Raw genomic sequence first — 17,455 nt, 5'->3', positions numbered from 1 at the left:
CGCCCCTCGCGGGACGGTCAGCCGGGCGGCAACGGCGCGCCCGGGCTGACCACGCCGGCCTCGTACGCCAGCACGACCGCCTGCACGCGGTCGCGCAGCCCGAGCTTCATCAGCACCCGCGCGACGTGCGTCTTGACCGTCGTCTGGGCGACGACCAGGCGCTCCGCGATCTCCGCGTTCGAGAGCCCGCAGGCGATCAGCTCCAGCACCTCCAGCTCGCGCTCGGTCAGCTCGTCGAGCGCGGGCGGGCGCGCGGCGCCGACACTGCCGGCGCCGACCAGCGACCCAGCAGGGCGCGCGAACTGCTCGATCACGCGCCGCGTGACCGAGGGCGACAGCAGCGCGTCGCCCGCGGCGACGACGCGCACGCCGGCGACGAGCTGCTCCGCGGGCGTGTCCTTCAGCAGGAAGCCGGAGGCGCCGGCGCGCAGCGCCGCGTAGACGTACTCGTCGAGGTCGAACGTCGTCAGCACGAGCACACGGACAGCCTCGCCGGCGACCCGGCGGGTCGCCTCGATCCCGTCGAGCCGCGGCATGCGGATGTCCATCAGCACGACGTCGGGGCGCTCCCGCGCGACCAGCTCGACGGCTTCGGCGCCGTCGCGCGCCTCCCCCACGACCGCGACGTCGGGCTCGGCCTCGAGGATCAGCTTGAAGCCGGTCCGCACCAGCTCGTGGTCGTCGGCGACGACGACGCGAATCGTCACGGGGACCCGCCCGCGTCGTACGGCAGCAGCGCGCTGACGCGGAAGCCGCCGCCGGCACCGGCGGCCGCCTCGACGCGGCCGCCGTAGAGCGTCACCCGCTCGCGCATCCCGACGAGCCCGTGACCATCGCCCGCAGCGGCGGCCGGCGGCGTGCCGCCGGGCCTACCGTCGTCGGAGATCTCCAGCGCCAGCGCGGTCGCGCCGTAGCGCAGCTCGACGACCGCGCGCGTCGCACGAGCGTGCTTGAGCACGTTCGTCAGCGCCTCCTGCACCACGCGATAGGCGACGAGGTCGACGCCCGCGGTCAGCTCGGTGCGGTCGCCTTCGACGCGCACGTCGACGGGCAGCCCGGCGTCGCGCGTGCGGCGCACGAGCACGTCGAGCTGGTCCAGGCGCGGTTGCGGCGTCAGCGCGAGGTCGTCGTCGGCGCGCCGCAGGACGCCGAGCATCCGCCGCATCTCGGCGAGCGCGTCGCGGCCGGTCGCCTCGACGTGCTCCAGCGCCCGCCGCGCCGTCGCCGGGTCGGACTCCAGCAGCCGCCGCGCGGCACCCGACTGGACGACCATCACGCTGACGCCGTGGGCGACGATGTCGTGCAGCTCGCGTGCGATCCGCGCCCGTTCGGCCGCGACGGCCGCCCGAGCGCGCTCGTCGCGCTCGGCCTCCAGCCGCTGCGCGCTGCGCCGCAGCTGGAGCGTCTGCACGACGCGGCCGTGGACGACCCGGCCGAGCCCCCACACGAGCGGGAAGAACAGCGCCGGCGCGAGGAAGTCGCTGACCGGCGCCGCGGCGTCGGCGACGCGGACGACCGCGGCCGAGCCGGCGACGGCGACCGCGAGGCCTGCGAGCGCGCCCGTCAGCGGCGCGTGCGCGGCGACCGAGTAGCAGGCGAACAGCGCGACGAGGAACGCGAGCGCCGAGTCCGGCACCGCGGTGCCGAGCGCGGTGTGGAGCAGCGCGCCGAGCATCACGCCGACGAGCGCGGCGACGGGCTCGGTCCGGCGCCACGCCAGCGGCGCGCACATCGCGACCGACGTGAGCAGCATCAGCCCCCAGCCGCCCTCGCCGCCGTCGGCGAGCGCGTCGGCGAACACTGCCGCCGCGGCGGCCGCCGCGAGCCCGGCGTCGGCGCGCCGCGCTCCGGCGACGCGCGAGTCGTTGACGGCGGTGCTCATCGCGCCCACCGTACCGCCGCGCCTGCGCGCTGTCGTCATCCCGCGGGATGACCGTCGGAATCGCTCGCGATGAGGACGATGGCGCGGCGGCGCGGCCGTAGCGTCGTCGCCCTCGAGGCGCCGCATGGCGCGCCATCACGACGAGAGGTGATCGGATGTCCGACGGACGCGCCGCAATCCCGCAATGGTCGCTCGCACGGATCCTCGCGGTGTGGGCCGCCGCCGCGGTGCCGATGGGCGTGGCGGCGTGGGTGCTGACGCCGCTGCTGGAGGACCGGCTCGGCGGCGAGGTGCCGCTCGCGAAGGCGCTGATCGTCTGCCTGACCGCGGGCCTGGTGTGGCAGTTCGCGCTCGTCGTGCTGCTCGTCCGCCGCGAGCAGGGGACGCTGCGCTGGTCGCGGGTGCGGCAGGCGCTGTGGCTGCGCTCGCCGCACGACGAGGCGACCGGGCAGACCGGCGGGCGCCTGTGGGCGTGGGCGCTCGCCTTCGCGCTCGCGTTCGCGCTGCTGCAGGAGCTGCCGATCGACTTCCCCGCGCCGGACGAGCGCGACCTCGGCGCGTTCCTCGGCACCGACGCGGCCGAGCGCCTGTTCGCGGGCGCCTGGGGCTGGTTCGCGCTCGTCGCGCTGCTCGCGCTGTTCAACACCGTGCTCGGCGAGGAGCTGATGTTCCGCGGCCTGCTGCTGCCGCGGATGCAGGGCGCGTTCGGCAGACGCGACTGGGTCGCCAACGGCGTCCTGACGGGGCTCTACCACCTCCACATGCCGTGGGCGATCCCGAGTGCGATCGTCGCCGGTCTGCTGTTCGCCTGGCCGTCGCGCCGCTACGAGAGTGCGCTGATGGGCATCGCGATCCACTCCGCGCAGAGCATCGTGATCGTCGGCGCCGTGCTCGCGCTCGTCGTCAAATAGCGGGCCGGCTCGGCGGCGTCAGGCTTCGCTCTGCGCCGCGCCGCCGGCGTGGCGCTGGCGCGGGTGGGCGCGCAGCTTGACGGGCGAGGTCTGCATCGCGCGGAGCCGCACGTCCTTCCACGACAGCCCCTCCTTCAGCAGCGCGGGCATGCCCATCAGCACCGCCGTCGCGATCTCGACCGCCTGCAGCACGATGCCGTAGCCGAGCGCGTCGGCCTGCGAGACGCCGTAGCCCTTGTGCAGGACGACGACGCACGCCGCCTGGAAGATGCCGAGGTTCGAGGGCGTCGCCGGCAGCACGGCCGTCACGTTGACGGCGAAGAGGACGGCGGCCGCGGCGGTCAGGTCGGCCTTGTCGTCGAGGCCGAACGCGACGAGCAGGACGTAGCAGGAGATCCACTGCAGCACCCACGCGCCGAGCTGCGCGAACAGCGCCGTCGCGCCGAGGCGCGGGTTGCGGAAGACCATCAGGCCGTCGCGCACACGGCCGAGCGCGCGCCGCGCCTGCCCGGTCAGCTCCTGCAGCTTGGTGAAGCGCGTGTGGCGCCCGGCGCTCAGCAGCGGCGGCGCGATCAGCACGATCGCGAGCAGCACGAGCGGCGCGATCGTCGCGAACAGCAGCGCGTCCTGGTGGCCGCTGAAGATGCTCACCGACGAGAACGTCACGATCCCGAGCAGCACCAGCGCGACGATGTTGAGCAGCGTCTGGGAGACGATCGTGCCGAGCACGATCGGGAAGTGCTCGCGCGGGCGCCCCGTGCGGCGCGCGACGATCAGCGCACGCGACGGCTCGCCGAGGCGTGCCGGCAGCGTCGCCGACATCAGCACGCCGATGAACGTGCCCTGCATCGCGTCGCGCAATCGGACGCGGCCGTTCGGCAGCGCCGCCTCGAGGATCGCTCTCCACGCGACGGCACGCACCGCCATCGAGGCGCACATGATCCCGAGGCCGACGAGCACCCATGCGGGGCTGGAGTCGAGCAGCGCGTTGACGACGCGGTCGACGCCGATGCGTCTGAACGCGAGCACGGAGCCGGCGACGACGGCGAGCGCGAGCAGCGCCATCACGACGCGCCGCAGCAGCGCGATCGCAGGGCGACGCGTACCGGCGACCGGCGGCGGCTCGATGCTCGCGAGCCGTTGGGCGCGCACCTTCGGCTTGAGGTCGGCGGGAACGGTGCCGACGCGCACGCCGATCCGCTCCGCGGTGGTGCGCGGCGAGGGCGTCTCGATCGCGTCCTGGTAGGCGTCGATGACCTCCGCGGAGACGCGCGGCCAGGCGAACCGCTGCGCGTGCGCGGCCGCGGCGACGCCCATCGCCGCGCGTCTGCGCGGCTCCAGCCACAGGTCTCGCAGCGTCTCGGCGAGCGCGGTCGCGTCACCGCGCGGCACGAGCACGCCGTCGGTGCCGTCGCGCACGACGTCGCGGTAGCCGGCGATGTCGGAGGCGACGACCGGCGTGCCGGCGGCGAACGCCTCCGTCAGCACCATCCCGAAGCTCTCGCCGCCGAGCGACGGCGCGCACAGCACGTCGGCGCGCTCCAGCACGCGGCGCTTCTCGTCGTCGTCGACGCGGCCGAGGACGGTGATGCCGCGGTCGTCGAGCAGCAGCGGCTCGACCTCCTCGCGGTTGGCGCCGACGATCGTCAGCTCGACCGGGATGTGCTCGCGCAGCGCCTCGAACGCGCGCAGCAGGATCGGCAGGCCCTTGCGCTCGACCGCCTGGCCGACGAACGCCACCCGGAGCCTGTCGGACGGCTCCTTCGGCGTGCCGAGGTCGGGGACCGCGACGCCGTTGGGGATGATCCGGTAGCGGCCGCCGAAGAACCGCTGCGCCGTCCAGGCGGCGGCTTCCGACACCGCGACCCGCACGTGCAGGTGGTTGAGCATCCGCCGCGCGCCCATCACGTTGGCCATGTTGTTCGTGATGCGGTTGGTCGAGTAGGCGTGGAACGTGCCGACGAGCGGCGCGTTCGCGCTCACGCAGGCGTCCCAGCCGAGTCTCGGCACGATCGGCTCGTGCAGGTGGACGACGTCGTAGCCGCCGTTGCGCAGCTCGTGACGCATGCGGCTGACGCCGTTCGGCGTCGCCATCAGGTTGGAGACCGCGCCGTTCGCCCTCAAGCCGATCGTCCCGCCGAGCGGGATCAGGTAGTCGGGAACCTCACGCCGCTGCGGAGCGGCGCCTCTGTGCAGCAACCGGGTCCTGCGATCGTCGGGATCGAAGGGAGCGAGCACACGCACGTCATGGCCGTCGGTCAGAAAAGACTCGGCGAGGGCCTCGATGTGCCGAGTGACGCCGCCCGGGTAGGTCCACGAATAGGGCGAGACCAGGGCAATGCGCATCGTGCGGATCCTATCGCGGATGCAGGCGGCTCCCGCGCGGGTTACCCGAACCTTTACAGAGCTCTCATGCGGAACTCCGCTTCAGGCGGGCGGCGCGTGAACGCGCCGCCCGGACGGCGTCAGACCGCCGAGACCTCTTCCTCCTCCGCCACGCGGAAGGAGGAGCCGCAGCCGCAGGCCGCGACGACGTTGGGGTTGTCGACCTTGAAGCCGGCGCCCTGCATCTCGTCGACGTAGTCGATCACGGAGCCGTGGACGTACGGGAGGCTCGGCTTGTCGACCAGCAGGCGGATGCCTCTGTCCTCGAAGACGACGTCGCCGTCGCGCTCCTGGTCGAACGCGAGCGCGTACTGGAAGCCCGAGCAGCCGCCGCCGCGGACGCCGACGCGCAGGCCGGCGGTCTCGACTTCGGAGCCCTGCGAAGCAAGGAACTCGTGGACCTTCTCCGCGCCTTTCTCGGTGAGCGTGATCATGTGCGTCTCCGTCGGGTTCGCTGGTGCTCGGGCGTGGGACGCCAGTGCGCGCCCCATCACTTCATTCAGTGTAGCGACCCCCGGAAGCGCGACGAGCCTCGCTACTCTTGACCTCTATGGCGACGAGCGAAGAGCTGAAGCAGCGGATCGAGGAAGGGCTCCCGGGCTCCTCCGCGGACGTCAAGGGGGACGACGGGCACCACTTCGAGGCCGTCGTCGTCGCACCCCAGTTCGAGGGACTGAGCCGGATCGCCCAGCACCGGCTCGTCTACGACGTGTTCGAGGGCGAGCTCGGGGGACGCATCCACGCCCTCGCCCTGCAGACCAAGGCCCCAGTGAGGACTTCATCGTGAGCGACCAGCCGAACCCACTCCGGGACGCGATCAGCGAAGCGATCGCCGAGAACCCGGTCATCCTGTTCATGAAGGGCACGCCGGAGCAGCCGATGTGCGGCTTCTCGGCGCGCACCGCGGCGGCGCTGCAGGCGCTCGACACCCCGTTCGCGGCGGTCGACATCCTGCCCGACCCGCGCATCCGCCAAGAGCTGTCGGCGCTCTCGAACTGGCCGACGATCCCGCAGCTGTTCGTCAGAGGCGAGCTGATCGGCGGCGCCGACATCGTCGCCGAGATGTACGAGAGCGGCGAGCTGGCGCAGGTGCTCGGTGTCGAGCAGCCGGCCGCGCCCGAGCCGCAGGCAGCGCCCGAGGGCGAGGCGGCGCCCGCCGCCCCACTCTCGATCGAGAACCGCCTGAGCTAGCGCCCGCTCCCAGCGCGCTTCACGACGACATCAAGCGTGCCGCGCCCGTCGATCCGCAGGCGATCGTCGCGTGCGGCGCGCCAGCGCGCGGAGCCCAGCCGCGCCCGCAGCCCGTCGTAGCGCGCGGTGCCGCCGAAGCGGGCCCGCACCTCCTCCATCGACTGCGCGCCGCCGCCGTCGGTCCCGTCGCCGCCCCCGCCGACGTCGATCACGAGCGTCGTCTCGCCGCCGCTGTCGACCGTGTCGAGCGGCGTGCCGGCGATCCGCAGCTGCTGCTCGCCGAGCGGCGCGTCGCGCGGGACCGAGAGCGTCACCGGGATCGTGCGCAGCGGACCGCGGAACTCGCGCACGCGCAGGCGCACCCGCGCCGTGCCGCCGCGACGGAGCGCGCGCGGACCGCTGACCCCAACGATCGTCGCCAGCTCCAGGCCGCGCGAGAACGCGACGTCGGCGTAGACGGAGGTGACGTGGAGGTTCGCGAAACGGGCCTGGTCGACTGCCGTCAGCGCGCTCGTCACGTCGCTGCCCATCGCGAGCGCCAGCGCGGGCACGCCGCCGGTGTCCTGGCCGTTGGCGACGTAGCGGTTGCAGAACCGCAGCGGCGAGCGCGCCTCGCGCACCGTCACGCGCAGGCAGAGCACGCCGCTCTCGCGCGCCGGCGCGCCGTCGAACGCCGCCGTCACCGCCTGCGCGAGCGCCATCGGGCCGATCGTCGGCAGCAGGCCCTGGCCGGTCGGGTCGCCGACGTCGACCTCGTCCGCCACCTCGGTCCGCTGCCGCAGCGTTCTGCCGCGATCGCGATCGCGGACCCGGACGGTGAACGGGATCGTCGGAGCGCTCTCTCCGACGGTGCCGACGACGGCGGCCGGCGCGTCGTTGGAGAGCGTCCCGAGCGCGTGCCCCGGCGCGGCCAGCTTGTAGGAGCTCGACTCGCTCGTGTCGAGCGGGTTGTCGACGACGGTGAAGACGTAGGCGTCCTGCAGCACGAGCGAGCGGCGCCCTGCGCCGTCGAGCTGGTGGCCGAAGCCGTAGACCGTCGCGCCGTCGCGGTAGGTGACGGTGCCGATCGCGCTCGCCCCGATCGCGCCCGTCGAGTAGGCGGCGGCCATCGAGGCGCCCGGCACGAGCGGCTGCGGCCCGAACGTCGCGAGCGGGCCGGTCGGCGCGGCGACGTACCTGCGGCCGGCGGCGCGGCCAGCGCGTTCGACGAGCCGGGCGAGCGCCGGCGAGAGGCCGGTGAACGTCAGCGGCGCCGCGATCGGTCTCACGCTCGCCGCCTCGGCGCGCGTCGCCTTGCGCGCCCCGGACGGCGGCTTCGCGCGCAACCCGAGCAGCTGCTCGATCGGCGTCACGAGCCCGACGTCGTTGCCGTACTGCCCGATCGTCGCCGAGACCGCGCCGGCGTTGCCGACCGCCCCGGTGCGATCGGCGCAGTAGACGGGCGAGCCCGAGAAGCCCGACGCGATCCCGCTGCCGGCGACCGCGTCGCCCGAGACGCGCACGAGGATCCGCGGGCCGGTTCCGCTGACGTCGTCGACGACGTCGAGCACCTCGACGCCGAACGTCGTGATCGTCGTCCCCTGCACGACGGTCCGCGCGGTGCACGTCATCCCGCGGTGGACGTCGGAGAGCGGGACGATCGGGTCTCTGGCAGCCGCGCTTGGCGCGGCGACGGTGGCGACCGCGGCGAACAGGCCGGTCGCGGTGAGGACGCGGGCGAGCATGCGCGGGACTGTAGTGACCGATCCTGAACGGCCCGCGCGGCCTGCCTGCTAGCGCGCTCGCGCGCTGAGGTGCTCGACGATCCGGCGGGAGTCGCAGATCGCCTCGCCGTCGAGCTCGACGACGGGCACACGACGCTGCCCGGTGAGCTGCTCGATCTGCGCGCGCCGCGAACGGCGGTGCGGCACGCGCACCTCGTCGTACTCGACGCCGGCCCGCCGCAGCGCCCGCGCGACACGACCACACGGGCAGAGCACGTCGGTCGGGGTCGGGCAGCGGTACAGCGTCGTCACCATGTGTGGAGTGTGACGTAGTGCACGCCGGGGTGAGTGAATCGACTAGGGTGGCGCCCGCATGGCACCGGTCGCGATCGTCACCGACACCTGCCACTACCTGCCTCGTCAGCTGGTTGCCGCGCGCGGGATCCACGAGGTCAGCCTCTACGTGCACTGGGACGGTCGCGAGGACCGCGAGGCCGAGCTGCCGGACTTCGACGGCTACTACGCCCACCTCGCGACGACGGGCAGCCTGCCGACGACCTCGCAGCCGTCGATCGGCGACTTCCTCGCGGTCTACGAGCCGCTGCTGGACGAGGGCCGCGACGTCGTCTCGATCCACCTTGCGGGCGGCATGTCCGGAACCGTGCAGGCCGCCGAGCAGGCGCGCGAGCAGCTCGGCGAGCGCGCCGCGCGCGTCCACGTGCTCGACTCGGCGAGCGCGTGCGGCGGCGAGGGCCTGATGGTGCTCGCGGCGCACGCGGCGGCGGCCCGCGGCACGACCGCGGAGGAGGTCGTCGAGCATGCGCGCGCCGCGCGCGAGGCGCTGAAGATGTGGTTCGCGATCGACACGCTCGAGTACCTGCGGCGCGGCGGGCGGATCGCGGCGGCGCAGGCGTGGCTCGGCTCGGCGCTCCGGATCAAGCCGATCCTCACCGTCGAGTCAGAGATCACGCCGATCGAGCGCGTCCGCACCTCCGGTCGCGCGTTCGAGCGGATGGTCGAGTACCTGCGCACGCGCCACGATGACGGCGCGGACGGCTGGGTCGTCCAGCACATCCAGGCGCCGCAGGAGTGCGCGCGGCTGGTCGAGCGCGGCCGCGAGATCTACGGGACCGACCCGGTCTTCGTGTCCGAGATCGGCCCTGTGATCGGCACGCACGTCGGTCCGGGACTGCTCGGCGTCGGCGCGCTCCCGCTCAGCCATCTCTCATGACGCACGCCAAACAGGCGCATCGGAGCGCCTTGAAATGGAGGAGTTCCGTCCGCCGTTGGGCAGAACATTCTTAAACCTATGCTGAAGCTCCCGTTTTCATACGGCCGTGAGCGGGCACGACAGGATCTTGGGAGCTTCGCACGGTGATGCAGGGGTGCACCATGAGTGCGGCAGCAATCGGGAGACAAGGAGACCAGATGGACCTCCTCGACATCGGCGTCATCGCAATCGGTTGGATCACCTTCGCAACGCTCGTGCTGGCGTTCGCGACGGCGGCCGGGCGCGCAGACCGCCGGGACGAGCGCGTGCTCTCCGCACGCCGAGCCGCTCCGCGGCGCGCACGTGATCCGCAGCTGGGCTGGCTCAGCAGCGCGACCGACCGGCGCAACGGCGTCGACCGTCGCGTCCGCGCAGGTCTGCCGACGATTCACTGAGCAGGACGGGTCCGGGGACCCGGGAACGACAGAGGCCCGCTCGTGCGGGCCTCTTCTGATGCTCTGGGCGACGCGCGCTCGAAGCGACGCGCTTGCTGGCGCTCGCTAGCGCCGGCGCTTCTTGCGCTAGCGCCGGCGCTTCTTGCGGCGACGGCGACCGAAGACGATCCCGCCGACCGCCGCGATCCCGCCGCCGAGCACGAAGCCCGTGACCGCCGCGGCGATGATCGCCTCTCTCTGCTTCGCGGCGAGCTGCTTGCGCCAGTCGGTCAGCTCCTCGACCTGACCGCGCAGAACCTCCAGCGAGGCGCCGAGGTCTCTGCGGTTGGCCTCGATCGAGGCGCGGATCTGCTCCGGCGTGCGCGTGGGCGGCATCAGGAGGTCCCTCTCGTGGTGCTGCCCGGGACGGGCGGCGCGGCGTCGGCACTCTGTGCCGTGACCGTCTCGCGGATCTTCTTCGCCTCACCGATCGCCATCTCGGGCGTCGGCGGAGCGCCGGCCTTGACCGCCTTGTACGCGAGCGCACCGGCGAGCCCGCCGAGCAGGAAGAGCACGAGCGCGACGACGAGGAAGCCGAACCAGTAGTTCGTGCCCCAGCCACTGATCTGCCAGACGCCCCAGGCGGCCGACTCGATCAGGTAGAGCAGGCCGACGACGACGAAGATGCCGGCGGCGATGCCGACGATCGCGCCCTTGACGAGCTTCGTGACTCTGGCGCTGATCTCCGCCTTCGCCAGCTCGATCTCCTCGCGCACGAGCAGCGACGCCTTCTCGGAGACCTCGGTGATCGCCTGCGCGATGTTCTTGGTTGTCGGATCGTCAGCGGGCAAAGCGCTTGAGGACCGTCGCGAGCAGCAGGCCGCCGACGAAGGCGGCGCCGACGTGCAGCTCGGGTCTGTCGAGGGGGATGCCGGGGATCGCAAGCGGCGGGGCACCGGACGCCGACGGCGGCGCGCCTACGAGCGGCGGCGGCGCGGTGACGGGCGGCTGCTCGGTCGTCGGCTCGGCGTCCGCCGCGCCTTCCTCCGGTCCGGAGCCGAACGGGACGCCGGACGTCACTCCGGCGGCTCCTCGCCGAACGCGCGGATCCAGATGAAGGTCGCGAGGCGCTGGGTCGCGATGCTGGCGAGCGCGCCGATCCCAGCCAGCAGGCCGGACCAGACGAGTCGCTTGACGAGGTCGCTTTCCTTCATGAGTTCGGGCATTCAATCAGCTCTCCCGGCGGTAGGCGCTAACCCTCGACGCGCTCCAGTCCGCCGCAGATCGTCTCGACGATGAGGGTCTTGGCGTTCTCGTATTCCCGATCGCCGACCGGGAGCAACGAGAAGATCCAGCCTGTCAGAACCTGCTCGACGGCGCCATAGAAGGCCATCGCTGCGAAATCCGGCGTCACGTCGTCGCGGAAGACGCCGTCGCGCTGGGCGCGGTCGACGATCGCCGCGATCTGCACGTACGCCTGCTTGATCTGCGGCAGGTGCGTGCGGCCGAACGTGTTCGCCGCGCGCGTGACCTCGACGATGATGACCTTCATCAGGTCGGGGTCGTGGCTGTAGGAGTCGACGATGAAGGACGCAATCGCGTGGAGCTTCTCCCTCGGGGGGATCTCCTGCGCGTCGACCTCGGCGATCGCCCTCAGGAGGATGCCCCAGCGCTCGAGGAAGAGCGTGTCGAGGATCTCGTCCTTGGACTTGAAGTAGTGGTAGACGAGGCCGTAGGCGACTCTCGCCTCGTCGGCGATGTCCGAGACGCGGCAGGTGTGGAAGCCCTGCCGCGCGAAGACGCGCACGGCGGCGTCGAGGATCAGACGCCGCTTGTCGACGGCTGCCTGCGTGCGGGCCATCAGGCTGCCGCTCCCTCGGGCCACGCGTACGCGGCCGGACGGCGGTTGGCGAGCGCCGGCAGTCTCGCGCGGATCTCCTCCTGGTGGGCGAAGTCGAGGTCTGCGGTCACATAGCCCTCCTCGTCGGGCGCCGTCGCGAGCACGAGACCCCACGGGTCGACGATCATCGAGCGGCCGCCCGACTGGTTGCCCGGCGGATGCGGGCCGATCTGGTTCGGCGCGACGACGAAGCTCTGGTTCTCGATCGCCCGCGCGCGCAGCAGGATCTCCCAGTGGTCGCGCGTCGTCGCGAGCGTGAAGGCGGACGGCAGCGTCACGACGCGCGCGCCGCGCAGCGCGAGGATGCGGAACAGCTCCGGGAAGCGCAGGTCGTAGCAGACGGCCATGCCCAGCTCGACGCCGCCGGCGAGCGCGCTGGTGACCAGCTCCCCGCCCGGCTCCTCGCCGTCGGACTCGCGGTAGACGGTGCCACCGACCTCGACGTCGAACAGGTGGACCTTGCGGTAGGTCGCGCGGATCTCGCCGTCGGGGCCGACGTGCACGCTCGTGTTCGCGCGCTTGTCGTGGCCGACGACGTGCTCGACGATCGAGCCCGCGACGAGGTCGATCCCCAGCTCACGCGCGGTCGTGCGGGCCCACGAGATCGCGGCGCCGTCGAGCGGCTCGGCGCCGGCGGCGAGCTGCGCGGGCGTGCCGAGCACGCTCCACTTCTCCGGCAGGACGACGAACGTCGCGCCGTCGGAGGCGGCGGCGCGGACGAGGCGGTCGGCAACTGCGAGGTTGCGATCGCGATCCTCAGTAGAGTTCAGCTGGATCGCCGCGGCGCGCACGGTGTGGTGATCCTCCAAGGCAGGACAGATTGACTGGTCAGTCAATCCCGGACTCGAAAGAATACCGCGAGTTCCCCGAGACGTTGCAAACCGATGCACGCCGCCGTGGAACTCGCAGTGCGAAGCACCAGCCGCATGGCGCCAACGACTGACGACGCGAGAGCCGCATCCGAGCCCGCCGCGACGGGCGCGAGCGACGCTGGCGCAAGCGGCACGGCCGGCGCCGGCGGGGCGTTCGGGCCCTACCGCGGCCGCTTCGGCGCGGCGCGTCCGGCGGCGCTCGCCGCGCTGGCGCTGCCGCCGGCGCGGATGCCCGGCTGGCGCGGAGCGCGACCGCTGAAGCAGTGGCGCTACGTCGGCGTCTACGGCGCGGAGCTGATGGTCTGCGTCGGCGCGGTGCGCGTCGGGCTGGGGCGACAGTCGTTCTGGGCCGTCTGGGACCGCTCGGCGGAACGGCTGCACGAGCGCACGCGCCTCTCGCGCGGCGGCGTGCGGCTCGCGATGGCCGAGCCGGGCCGCGTCACCGTGCGCGACGGCGACGTCCAGATCGACCTCACGCTCGACGAGGTCGACGGCGTCGAGACGCTCTGCCCGCACGGCGGCGCCTACGCCTGGACCCGCAAGCAGGGCGGCGTGCGCGCGCACGGCCGTGTCGTGCTCGACGGCGTCGAGCACGCGCTCGACGCGGCTGCCGTCGTCGACGACAGCGCCGGCTACCACGCGCGCCACACCGCGTGGCGCTGGTCGGCCGGCGTCGGCACGACCGCGGACGGCCGCGCGGCGGCGTGGAACCTCGTCGAGGGGATCAACGACCCCGTGCACGGGAGCGAGCGGACGGTCTGGCTCGACGGCATCCCCGTCGAGGCCGCCCCCGCGACGTTCGCCGACGACCTCGGCCGCGTCACGACCGACGACGGCGGCGACCTGCGCTTCAGCGCAGAGGCGCTGCGCGAGCGCAACGAGAACCTGCTGCTCGTGCGCAGCTCCTACCGCCAGCCGTTCGGGACCTTCGCCGGCACGCTGCCCGGCGGCGTCGAGCTGGCCGAGGGACGCGGCGTGATGGAGGCGCACACCGCCGCCTGGTGAGCGGGACTTGACGCGGCTAAGACTATTAGCCTATGTTCTGGCTACGCCTATTAGCCACCGCATCGGAGATCCCATGCCCGCGCTCTCCCCCGCCGCCCCCGCACGCACCACCACGCCCCGTTCCGCCGCCGACCGGCCGGCCCGCGATCGAGCGGCCGCCGCCGAGCGGCCCCGCTTCGGCGCCGCCCGCGCCGTCTACGCGGGCCTCGCCGTCCTCCTGCTCGCGTTCGCGCTGTTCGAGATCGTCAAGCACGGTGCATGGCTGCCCGGCCTCGCCGGCCTGCTCGGACCCGACCTCGCGCTGCTTGCCGGTGCCGGTGCCGGACTCGCGAGAGGTCAGCTGCACCCGCGCGCCGTCCCGCTCTACAACGCGCTGCACCGCTGGTGGCCGGCGCTCGCGCTGACGCTGATCGCGCTGCCCGACCCCGTCCCGCTGAGCCTCTTCATCGCCGGCGTCGCATGGTGCGCGCACATCGCCGTCGACCGCGCCTGCGGCTACGGCCTGCGCGACCACGAGGGGTTCCAGCGTGCTCGCTGACGTCGCGCTCAGCGACCGCCAGCGGGAGATCCTCGACGTCGCGCGCTCCCTGCTCGCCGAGGAGGGAGCCGACGCGCTCACGATGGGCCGTCTCGCGAGACGGCTGGGGATCAAGCCGCCATCGCTCTACAAGCACTTCGCCGACCGCACCGCGATCGAGACGCTGCTCGTCGCCGAGGGGTTCGAGGCGACCGCGCGCGGGCTGGAGGCGGCGGGTCCGTCGCTCGCGCAGCTCGGCGCCGCCTACCGCGCCTCTGCGCTCGCGCAGCCGCAGCTGTACCGGCTGATGACCGACCGGCCGCTCGCGCGCGAGCGGCTGCCGGCCGGCGTCGAGGAGCGCGCCGCGGCGCCGCTGGTGGCGGCCGCGGGCGGCGACCCCGACCTCGCACGCGCGGTCTGGGCGTTCGCGCACGGCATGGTCTCGCTCGAACTGGCCGGCCGCTTCCCGCCCGGCGCGGAGCTGGAGGGCGCCTGGACGCTCGCGCTGGCCGCGTTCGAGCGCGCCGCGGGCTGAGCCGCGCCGCTGGTTGAGCCGCGCCGCGGGCTGAGCCACGCGGCCGAGCGGCCTGAGCCACCCGCCGACGCGCCGCCCTACGGCTCTCGGCGCTCGTCGCGCTGGCGGCGCAGCTCGGCGAGCAGCAGCTTCGAGTGCAGCGCGCCGATCAGCTCGCGCAGCGGGTCGGCGCCCGAGGCGACGATCTCGACGGCGCGGTCGGGATCGACGCGTGCGGCAAGCCGGCCGAGCAGCGTGCCGACCTCCTCCTCGACCAGCGGCTGGAGCGCCTCGCGGTAGCGGATCGTGTCGTAGACGGTGAAGCCGATCGCCTCCTCGAAGCCGCCCGCGCGGAAGCGCGAGATCGCCTCGATGATCTGCACGTCGTCGGCGTCGTACCCGCGCGCGGTCGGCGTCAGCACGCCGATCTGCTCCATCCGCTCGAGCACGTTGCGCGGCACCTCGTAGCGCTGCTCGACCGCTCTGCGCGAGGTGCGCGTCTGCTCCCCCTGCGCGGTCGCCCGCTCGATGATGCGGTCCTCCAGCTCGATCAGCGCCTCCAGCCGCTCGGGATCGTCGCGCAGCGCGTCGCGGATCACCCGCAGCGGCATGAAGCGCTCCTCCTGCAGCCGCTTGATCAGCCGGATCCGGTCGACGAAGTCCGGCGGGTAGTACGCCATGTTGCGGCTCGTGCGCACGACGTCCGCCTGGTCGCCGAGCAGCCCTTCGCGCAGGTAGTGCTTGATCGTGCCGGCCGAGACGCCGGAGCGCTCGGCGAGCTGGCTCATCTTCAGCAGGCCGTTGTCAGCCAAGGAACGACCCCTGGGCGCCGCTGACCGGACCGGCGACCGCGCCCGCCTCCTTCAGCGCCGCGATCTCCTCCGCGCCGTAGCCGGCCGCCTCCAGCACCGCGTCGGTGTCGCCGCCGAGCACCGGGCCGGGCGCCCGCGTCGGCTCGCCGGGCGTGCGGCTGAGCTTGATCGGCAGGCCGAGCTGGCGGACCGGCTCCGCGGCGCCGGGCTGGTCGAGCGCGACGACCATCTCGCGGGCTCTCACCAGCTCGGAGTCGAGCGCCTCCTCCAGCTCCAGCAGCGGCTCCAGGCAGCAGTCGTGCTCCGCCGCGAACGCCGTCCACTGCTCGCGCGTGCGCGCGGCGAAGATCGCCTCGACCTCGCGGTGGGCGTCGGAGCCGGGCGGCTGGAACTGCTGCTCGACCAGGTCCTCGCGGCCGACACCGCGGCACCACGCGCCGAAGAACTTCGGCTCCAGCGCGCCGAACGTGACCCAGCCGTCGGCGCACGCGTACGGGCGGTAGCAGAGGAACGCGCCCGACAGCGGCAGCTGCCCGCGGCGCAACGGCGGGTCCCCCGGGCCCGCGACGAGCTGCTGCGCGGCGAGCATCGCCAGCCACGAGAGCGCGCCGTCGGTCATCGAGACATCGACGAACTGGCCCTCGCCGGAGCGCGCGCGCTCCTGCAGCGCGGCGAGGATGCCGACGGCCGCCATCAGCGCGCCGCCGCCGACGTCGGCGACCTGGCCGGCGTTCTGCACCGGCGGCCCGCCGGCCTCGCCGGTCAGCGCGAGCATCCCACCGAGGCCCAGGTAGTTCATGTCGTGGCCGGCGCGGTCCCGGTACGGGCCGTCCTGCCCGTATCCCGTGATGGCGCAGTACACGAGCGCGGGATTCTCGCCTCTGAGGCGGTCGTACCCGACGCCGAGGCGGTCGAGGACGCCTGGCCGGAACGACTCCAGCAGCACGTCGGCGTCGCGCACGAGCCGCAGCAGCACCTCGCGCCCGGCCTCGGACTTGAGGTCGAGGCGGATCGAACGCTTGTTGCGGTTGAGCGCGAGGAAGTAGGCCGATCTGGCGCTGTCCTCGACGCCCTCGACGTACGGCGGCGACCAGCGCACGTAGTCGCCCATGCCGGTGTCCTCGACCTTCAGCACGTCGGCCCCGAGGTCGCCGAGCAGCAGCGAGCAGAAGGGGCCCGGCAGCAGGCGCGAGAGGTCGAGGACTCTCAGGCCGTCCAGCGGCCCGCTCATGCCGCCGCCCGCTCGCGTCGCGGGACGCCCAGCATCTCGCGCGCCTCGGCGACCGTCGCCGCACGCCGGCCGACGTCCTCGGCCAGCTGGCGCGCCTTCGCGATCAGGTCGCCGTTGGAGCGCGCCATCGAGCCGTCGGGGAGGTAGAAGTTGTCCTCCAGGCCGGCGCGGACGTTGCCGCCCAGCGTCAGCGCGGTGGCGATCAGCATCCACTGGTCGCGCGAGATCCCGATCACGCCCCACTCGTTGCCTCCGTCCGGCCCGCCGGGCACGTTCTCCGCCATGTGCGCGAGGTTGCGCGCGGTCGGGCGGATGCCGCCGGTGACGCCCATCACGCACGAGATCTGCAGCGGCTGTCTGAGGATCCCCATGTCGATCAGCGGGTCGAGGTTGGCGATGTGCCCGGTGTCGAAGCACTCGTGCTCGGGCTTGATCCCCTCCTCGTTCATCGCTCTCAGCAGCGTGATGATCGACTCGAAGCTGTTCTCGAAGACGGTGTGGAAGACGAAGTCTCTGCGTCTTCTGGAGTACTTGGCGTAGTTCATCGAGCCCATGTTCAGCGCGGCCACGTCGGGCTTCAGCGCGCGCAGGTACTCGATCCGCTTCTCGAGCGAGATGCCGATCGCGCCGGTCGAGTAGTTGATCACGACGTCGCCGACCTCGGCCAGGATCGCGTCGGTGATCGCGCGGAAGTCCTCGACCTCGTAGGAGGGCACGCCGTCCGGCGTGCGCGCATGGATGTGGATCATCGACGCGCCCTCGTCGACCGCGCGGCGCGCCTCCGCCGCGTACTCCTGCGGCGTGTACGGGATCGCCGGGCACTGCTCGCGATTGGCGATCGCACCCGAGATCGAGCAGGTGATGATGACGGGGTCCTGAAGGCTCATC

23 protein-coding genes are annotated in these 17,455 nt (G+C 73.0%); 8 read left to right on the top strand and 15 right to left on the bottom strand.

What is annotated here, in order from left to right:
- Positions 1-17: 17 nt before the first annotated feature.
- Together CWOE_RS08065 and CWOE_RS08060 are read right to left on the bottom strand one after the other, a co-directional pair.
- A complete protein-coding gene (locus CWOE_RS08065) occupies positions 18-707 on the bottom strand; it encodes a response regulator (protein WP_012933095.1) in 690 nt (229 codons plus the stop codon).
- Entirely contained in the window at positions 704-1,882 is a 1,179-nt protein-coding gene (locus tag CWOE_RS08060) for a sensor histidine kinase (RefSeq protein ID WP_012933094.1), read from the bottom strand. The genes CWOE_RS08065 and CWOE_RS08060 overlap by 4 nt, the downstream gene beginning before the upstream one ends.
- Positions 1,883-2,037: 155 nt before the next feature.
- On the opposite strand from CWOE_RS08060, the gene CWOE_RS08055 reads away from it, so the two are divergent.
- A complete protein-coding gene (locus CWOE_RS08055) occupies positions 2,038-2,793 on the top strand; it encodes a CPBP family intramembrane glutamic endopeptidase (RefSeq protein WP_012933093.1) in 756 nt (251 codons plus the stop codon).
- An 18-nt stretch (positions 2,794-2,811) separates the two neighbouring features.
- On the opposite strand, the gene CWOE_RS30415 is transcribed toward CWOE_RS08055, so the two are convergent.
- Positions 2,812-5,139 carry a flippase-like domain-containing protein gene (locus CWOE_RS30415; RefSeq protein ID WP_012933092.1) on the bottom strand — a complete coding sequence of 776 codons (2,328 nt, stop codon included), beginning with the start codon at positions 5,137-5,139 and terminating at the stop codon, positions 2,812-2,814.
- A gap of 119 nt (positions 5,140-5,258) precedes the next feature.
- Positions 5,259-5,612 (bottom strand): HesB/IscA family protein, encoded by a 354-nt coding sequence (locus CWOE_RS08045; protein WP_012933091.1) that lies wholly within the window; start codon positions 5,610-5,612, stop codon positions 5,259-5,261.
- A gap of 116 nt (positions 5,613-5,728) precedes the next feature.
- Here CWOE_RS08045 and CWOE_RS32615 point away from each other — a divergent pair, with 116 nt between their 5' ends.
- Positions 5,729-5,965 (top strand): BolA family protein, encoded by a 237-nt coding sequence (locus tag CWOE_RS32615; RefSeq protein ID WP_012933090.1) that lies wholly within the window; start codon positions 5,729-5,731, stop codon positions 5,963-5,965.
- Positions 5,962-6,369 (top strand): Grx4 family monothiol glutaredoxin, encoded by a 408-nt coding sequence (grxD, locus tag CWOE_RS32610; RefSeq protein WP_012933089.1) that lies wholly within the window; start codon positions 5,962-5,964, stop codon positions 6,367-6,369. Before CWOE_RS32615 ends, grxD begins: the two co-directional genes overlap by 4 nt.
- On the opposite strand, the gene CWOE_RS08030 is transcribed toward grxD, so the two are convergent.
- Entirely contained in the window at positions 6,366-8,093 is a 1,728-nt protein-coding gene (locus tag CWOE_RS08030; RefSeq protein ID WP_012933088.1) for a hypothetical protein, read from the bottom strand. The two genes, grxD and CWOE_RS08030, sit on opposite strands and share 4 nt — an antisense overlap.
- Positions 8,094-8,141: 48 nt before the next feature.
- A complete protein-coding gene (locus CWOE_RS08025) occupies positions 8,142-8,387 on the bottom strand; it encodes a glutaredoxin family protein (protein ID WP_012933087.1) in 246 nt (81 codons plus the stop codon).
- A 58-nt stretch (positions 8,388-8,445) separates the two neighbouring features.
- Here CWOE_RS08025 and CWOE_RS08020 point away from each other — a divergent pair, with 58 nt between their 5' ends.
- Together CWOE_RS08020 and CWOE_RS08015 are read left to right on the top strand one after the other, a co-directional pair.
- A complete protein-coding gene (locus CWOE_RS08020; RefSeq protein WP_012933086.1) occupies positions 8,446-9,303 on the top strand; it encodes a DegV family protein in 858 nt (285 codons plus the stop codon).
- A gap of 197 nt (positions 9,304-9,500) precedes the next feature.
- Positions 9,501-9,737, top strand: coding sequence for a hypothetical protein (locus tag CWOE_RS08015; RefSeq protein ID WP_012933085.1), 237 nt, complete (start codon positions 9,501-9,503; stop codon positions 9,735-9,737).
- A 126-nt stretch (positions 9,738-9,863) separates the two neighbouring features.
- Here CWOE_RS08015 and CWOE_RS08010 read toward each other — a convergent pair whose 3' ends face one another.
- The 6 genes from CWOE_RS08010 to CWOE_RS07990 are packed head-to-tail and all read right to left on the bottom strand — an operon-like array spanning position 9,864 to position 12,407.
- Positions 9,864-10,112 carry a DUF3618 domain-containing protein gene (locus tag CWOE_RS08010; protein ID WP_012933084.1) on the bottom strand — a complete coding sequence of 83 codons (249 nt, stop codon included), beginning with the start codon at positions 10,110-10,112 and terminating at the stop codon, positions 9,864-9,866.
- The gene (locus tag CWOE_RS08005) at positions 10,112-10,567 is read right to left on the bottom strand and encodes a phage holin family protein (RefSeq protein WP_012933083.1); all 456 of its coding nucleotides are present in this window, start codon (positions 10,565-10,567) and stop codon (positions 10,112-10,114) included. Before CWOE_RS08005 ends, CWOE_RS08010 begins: the two co-directional genes overlap by 1 nt.
- Complete coding sequence (locus CWOE_RS32605) at positions 10,557-10,796, bottom strand: hypothetical protein (RefSeq protein WP_012933082.1); 240 nt, start codon at positions 10,794-10,796, stop codon at positions 10,557-10,559. The genes CWOE_RS08005 and CWOE_RS32605 overlap by 11 nt, the downstream gene beginning before the upstream one ends.
- On the bottom strand, positions 10,793-10,930 hold the full coding sequence (locus tag CWOE_RS33345) for a hypothetical protein (RefSeq protein WP_160165485.1): 138 nt from the start codon (positions 10,928-10,930) through the stop codon (positions 10,793-10,795). Before CWOE_RS33345 ends, CWOE_RS32605 begins: the two co-directional genes overlap by 4 nt.
- 38 nt (positions 10,931-10,968) lie before the next feature.
- Positions 10,969-11,577, bottom strand: coding sequence for a TetR/AcrR family transcriptional regulator (locus CWOE_RS07995; protein ID WP_012933080.1), 609 nt, complete (start codon positions 11,575-11,577; stop codon positions 10,969-10,971).
- Positions 11,577-12,407: a carbon-nitrogen hydrolase family protein gene (locus tag CWOE_RS07990; protein ID WP_012933079.1), complete on the bottom strand. Its 831-nt coding sequence runs from the start codon at positions 12,405-12,407 to the stop codon at positions 11,577-11,579. Before CWOE_RS07990 ends, CWOE_RS07995 begins: the two co-directional genes overlap by 1 nt.
- Positions 12,408-12,542: 135 nt before the next feature.
- Between CWOE_RS07990 and CWOE_RS07985 the strand changes: the two genes are divergently transcribed.
- From CWOE_RS07985 to CWOE_RS07975, 3 genes are all read left to right on the top strand, one after another.
- Entirely contained in the window at positions 12,543-13,493 is a 951-nt protein-coding gene (locus CWOE_RS07985) for a DUF2804 family protein (protein ID WP_012933078.1), read from the top strand.
- A gap of 73 nt (positions 13,494-13,566) precedes the next feature.
- Complete coding sequence (locus CWOE_RS07980) at positions 13,567-14,031, top strand: DUF4260 family protein (RefSeq protein ID WP_012933077.1); 465 nt, start codon at positions 13,567-13,569, stop codon at positions 14,029-14,031.
- Positions 14,021-14,545: a TetR/AcrR family transcriptional regulator gene (locus CWOE_RS07975; RefSeq protein WP_012933076.1), complete on the top strand. Its 525-nt coding sequence runs from the start codon at positions 14,021-14,023 to the stop codon at positions 14,543-14,545. The genes CWOE_RS07980 and CWOE_RS07975 overlap by 11 nt, the downstream gene beginning before the upstream one ends.
- A 77-nt stretch (positions 14,546-14,622) precedes the next feature.
- Here CWOE_RS07975 and CWOE_RS07970 read toward each other — a convergent pair whose 3' ends face one another.
- Genes CWOE_RS07970 through CWOE_RS07960 form a run of 3 tightly spaced genes read right to left on the bottom strand, consistent with a single transcriptional unit; the run spans position 14,623 to position 17,454 of the window.
- Complete coding sequence (locus CWOE_RS07970; RefSeq protein WP_012933075.1) at positions 14,623-15,336, bottom strand: MerR family transcriptional regulator; 714 nt, start codon at positions 15,334-15,336, stop codon at positions 14,623-14,625.
- Positions 15,329-16,567, bottom strand: coding sequence for a CaiB/BaiF CoA transferase family protein (locus CWOE_RS07965; RefSeq protein ID WP_012933074.1), 1,239 nt, complete (start codon positions 16,565-16,567; stop codon positions 15,329-15,331). The genes CWOE_RS07970 and CWOE_RS07965 overlap by 8 nt, the downstream gene beginning before the upstream one ends.
- Positions 16,564-17,454, bottom strand: a complete 891-nt coding sequence (locus CWOE_RS07960; protein ID WP_012933073.1) for a BKACE family enzyme — start codon at positions 17,452-17,454, stop codon at positions 16,564-16,566. The genes CWOE_RS07965 and CWOE_RS07960 overlap by 4 nt, the downstream gene beginning before the upstream one ends.
- Position 17,455: the final 1 nt, after the last annotated feature.

The sequence above is a fragment of the Conexibacter woesei DSM 14684 genome (assembly GCF_000025265.1).
Classification (GTDB): Bacteria; Actinomycetota; Thermoleophilia; order Solirubrobacterales; family Solirubrobacteraceae; genus Conexibacter; species Conexibacter woesei.
The sequence above is the reverse complement of the archived record's forward strand: the minus strand, read 5'-3'. Positions and strand labels throughout refer to the sequence as shown.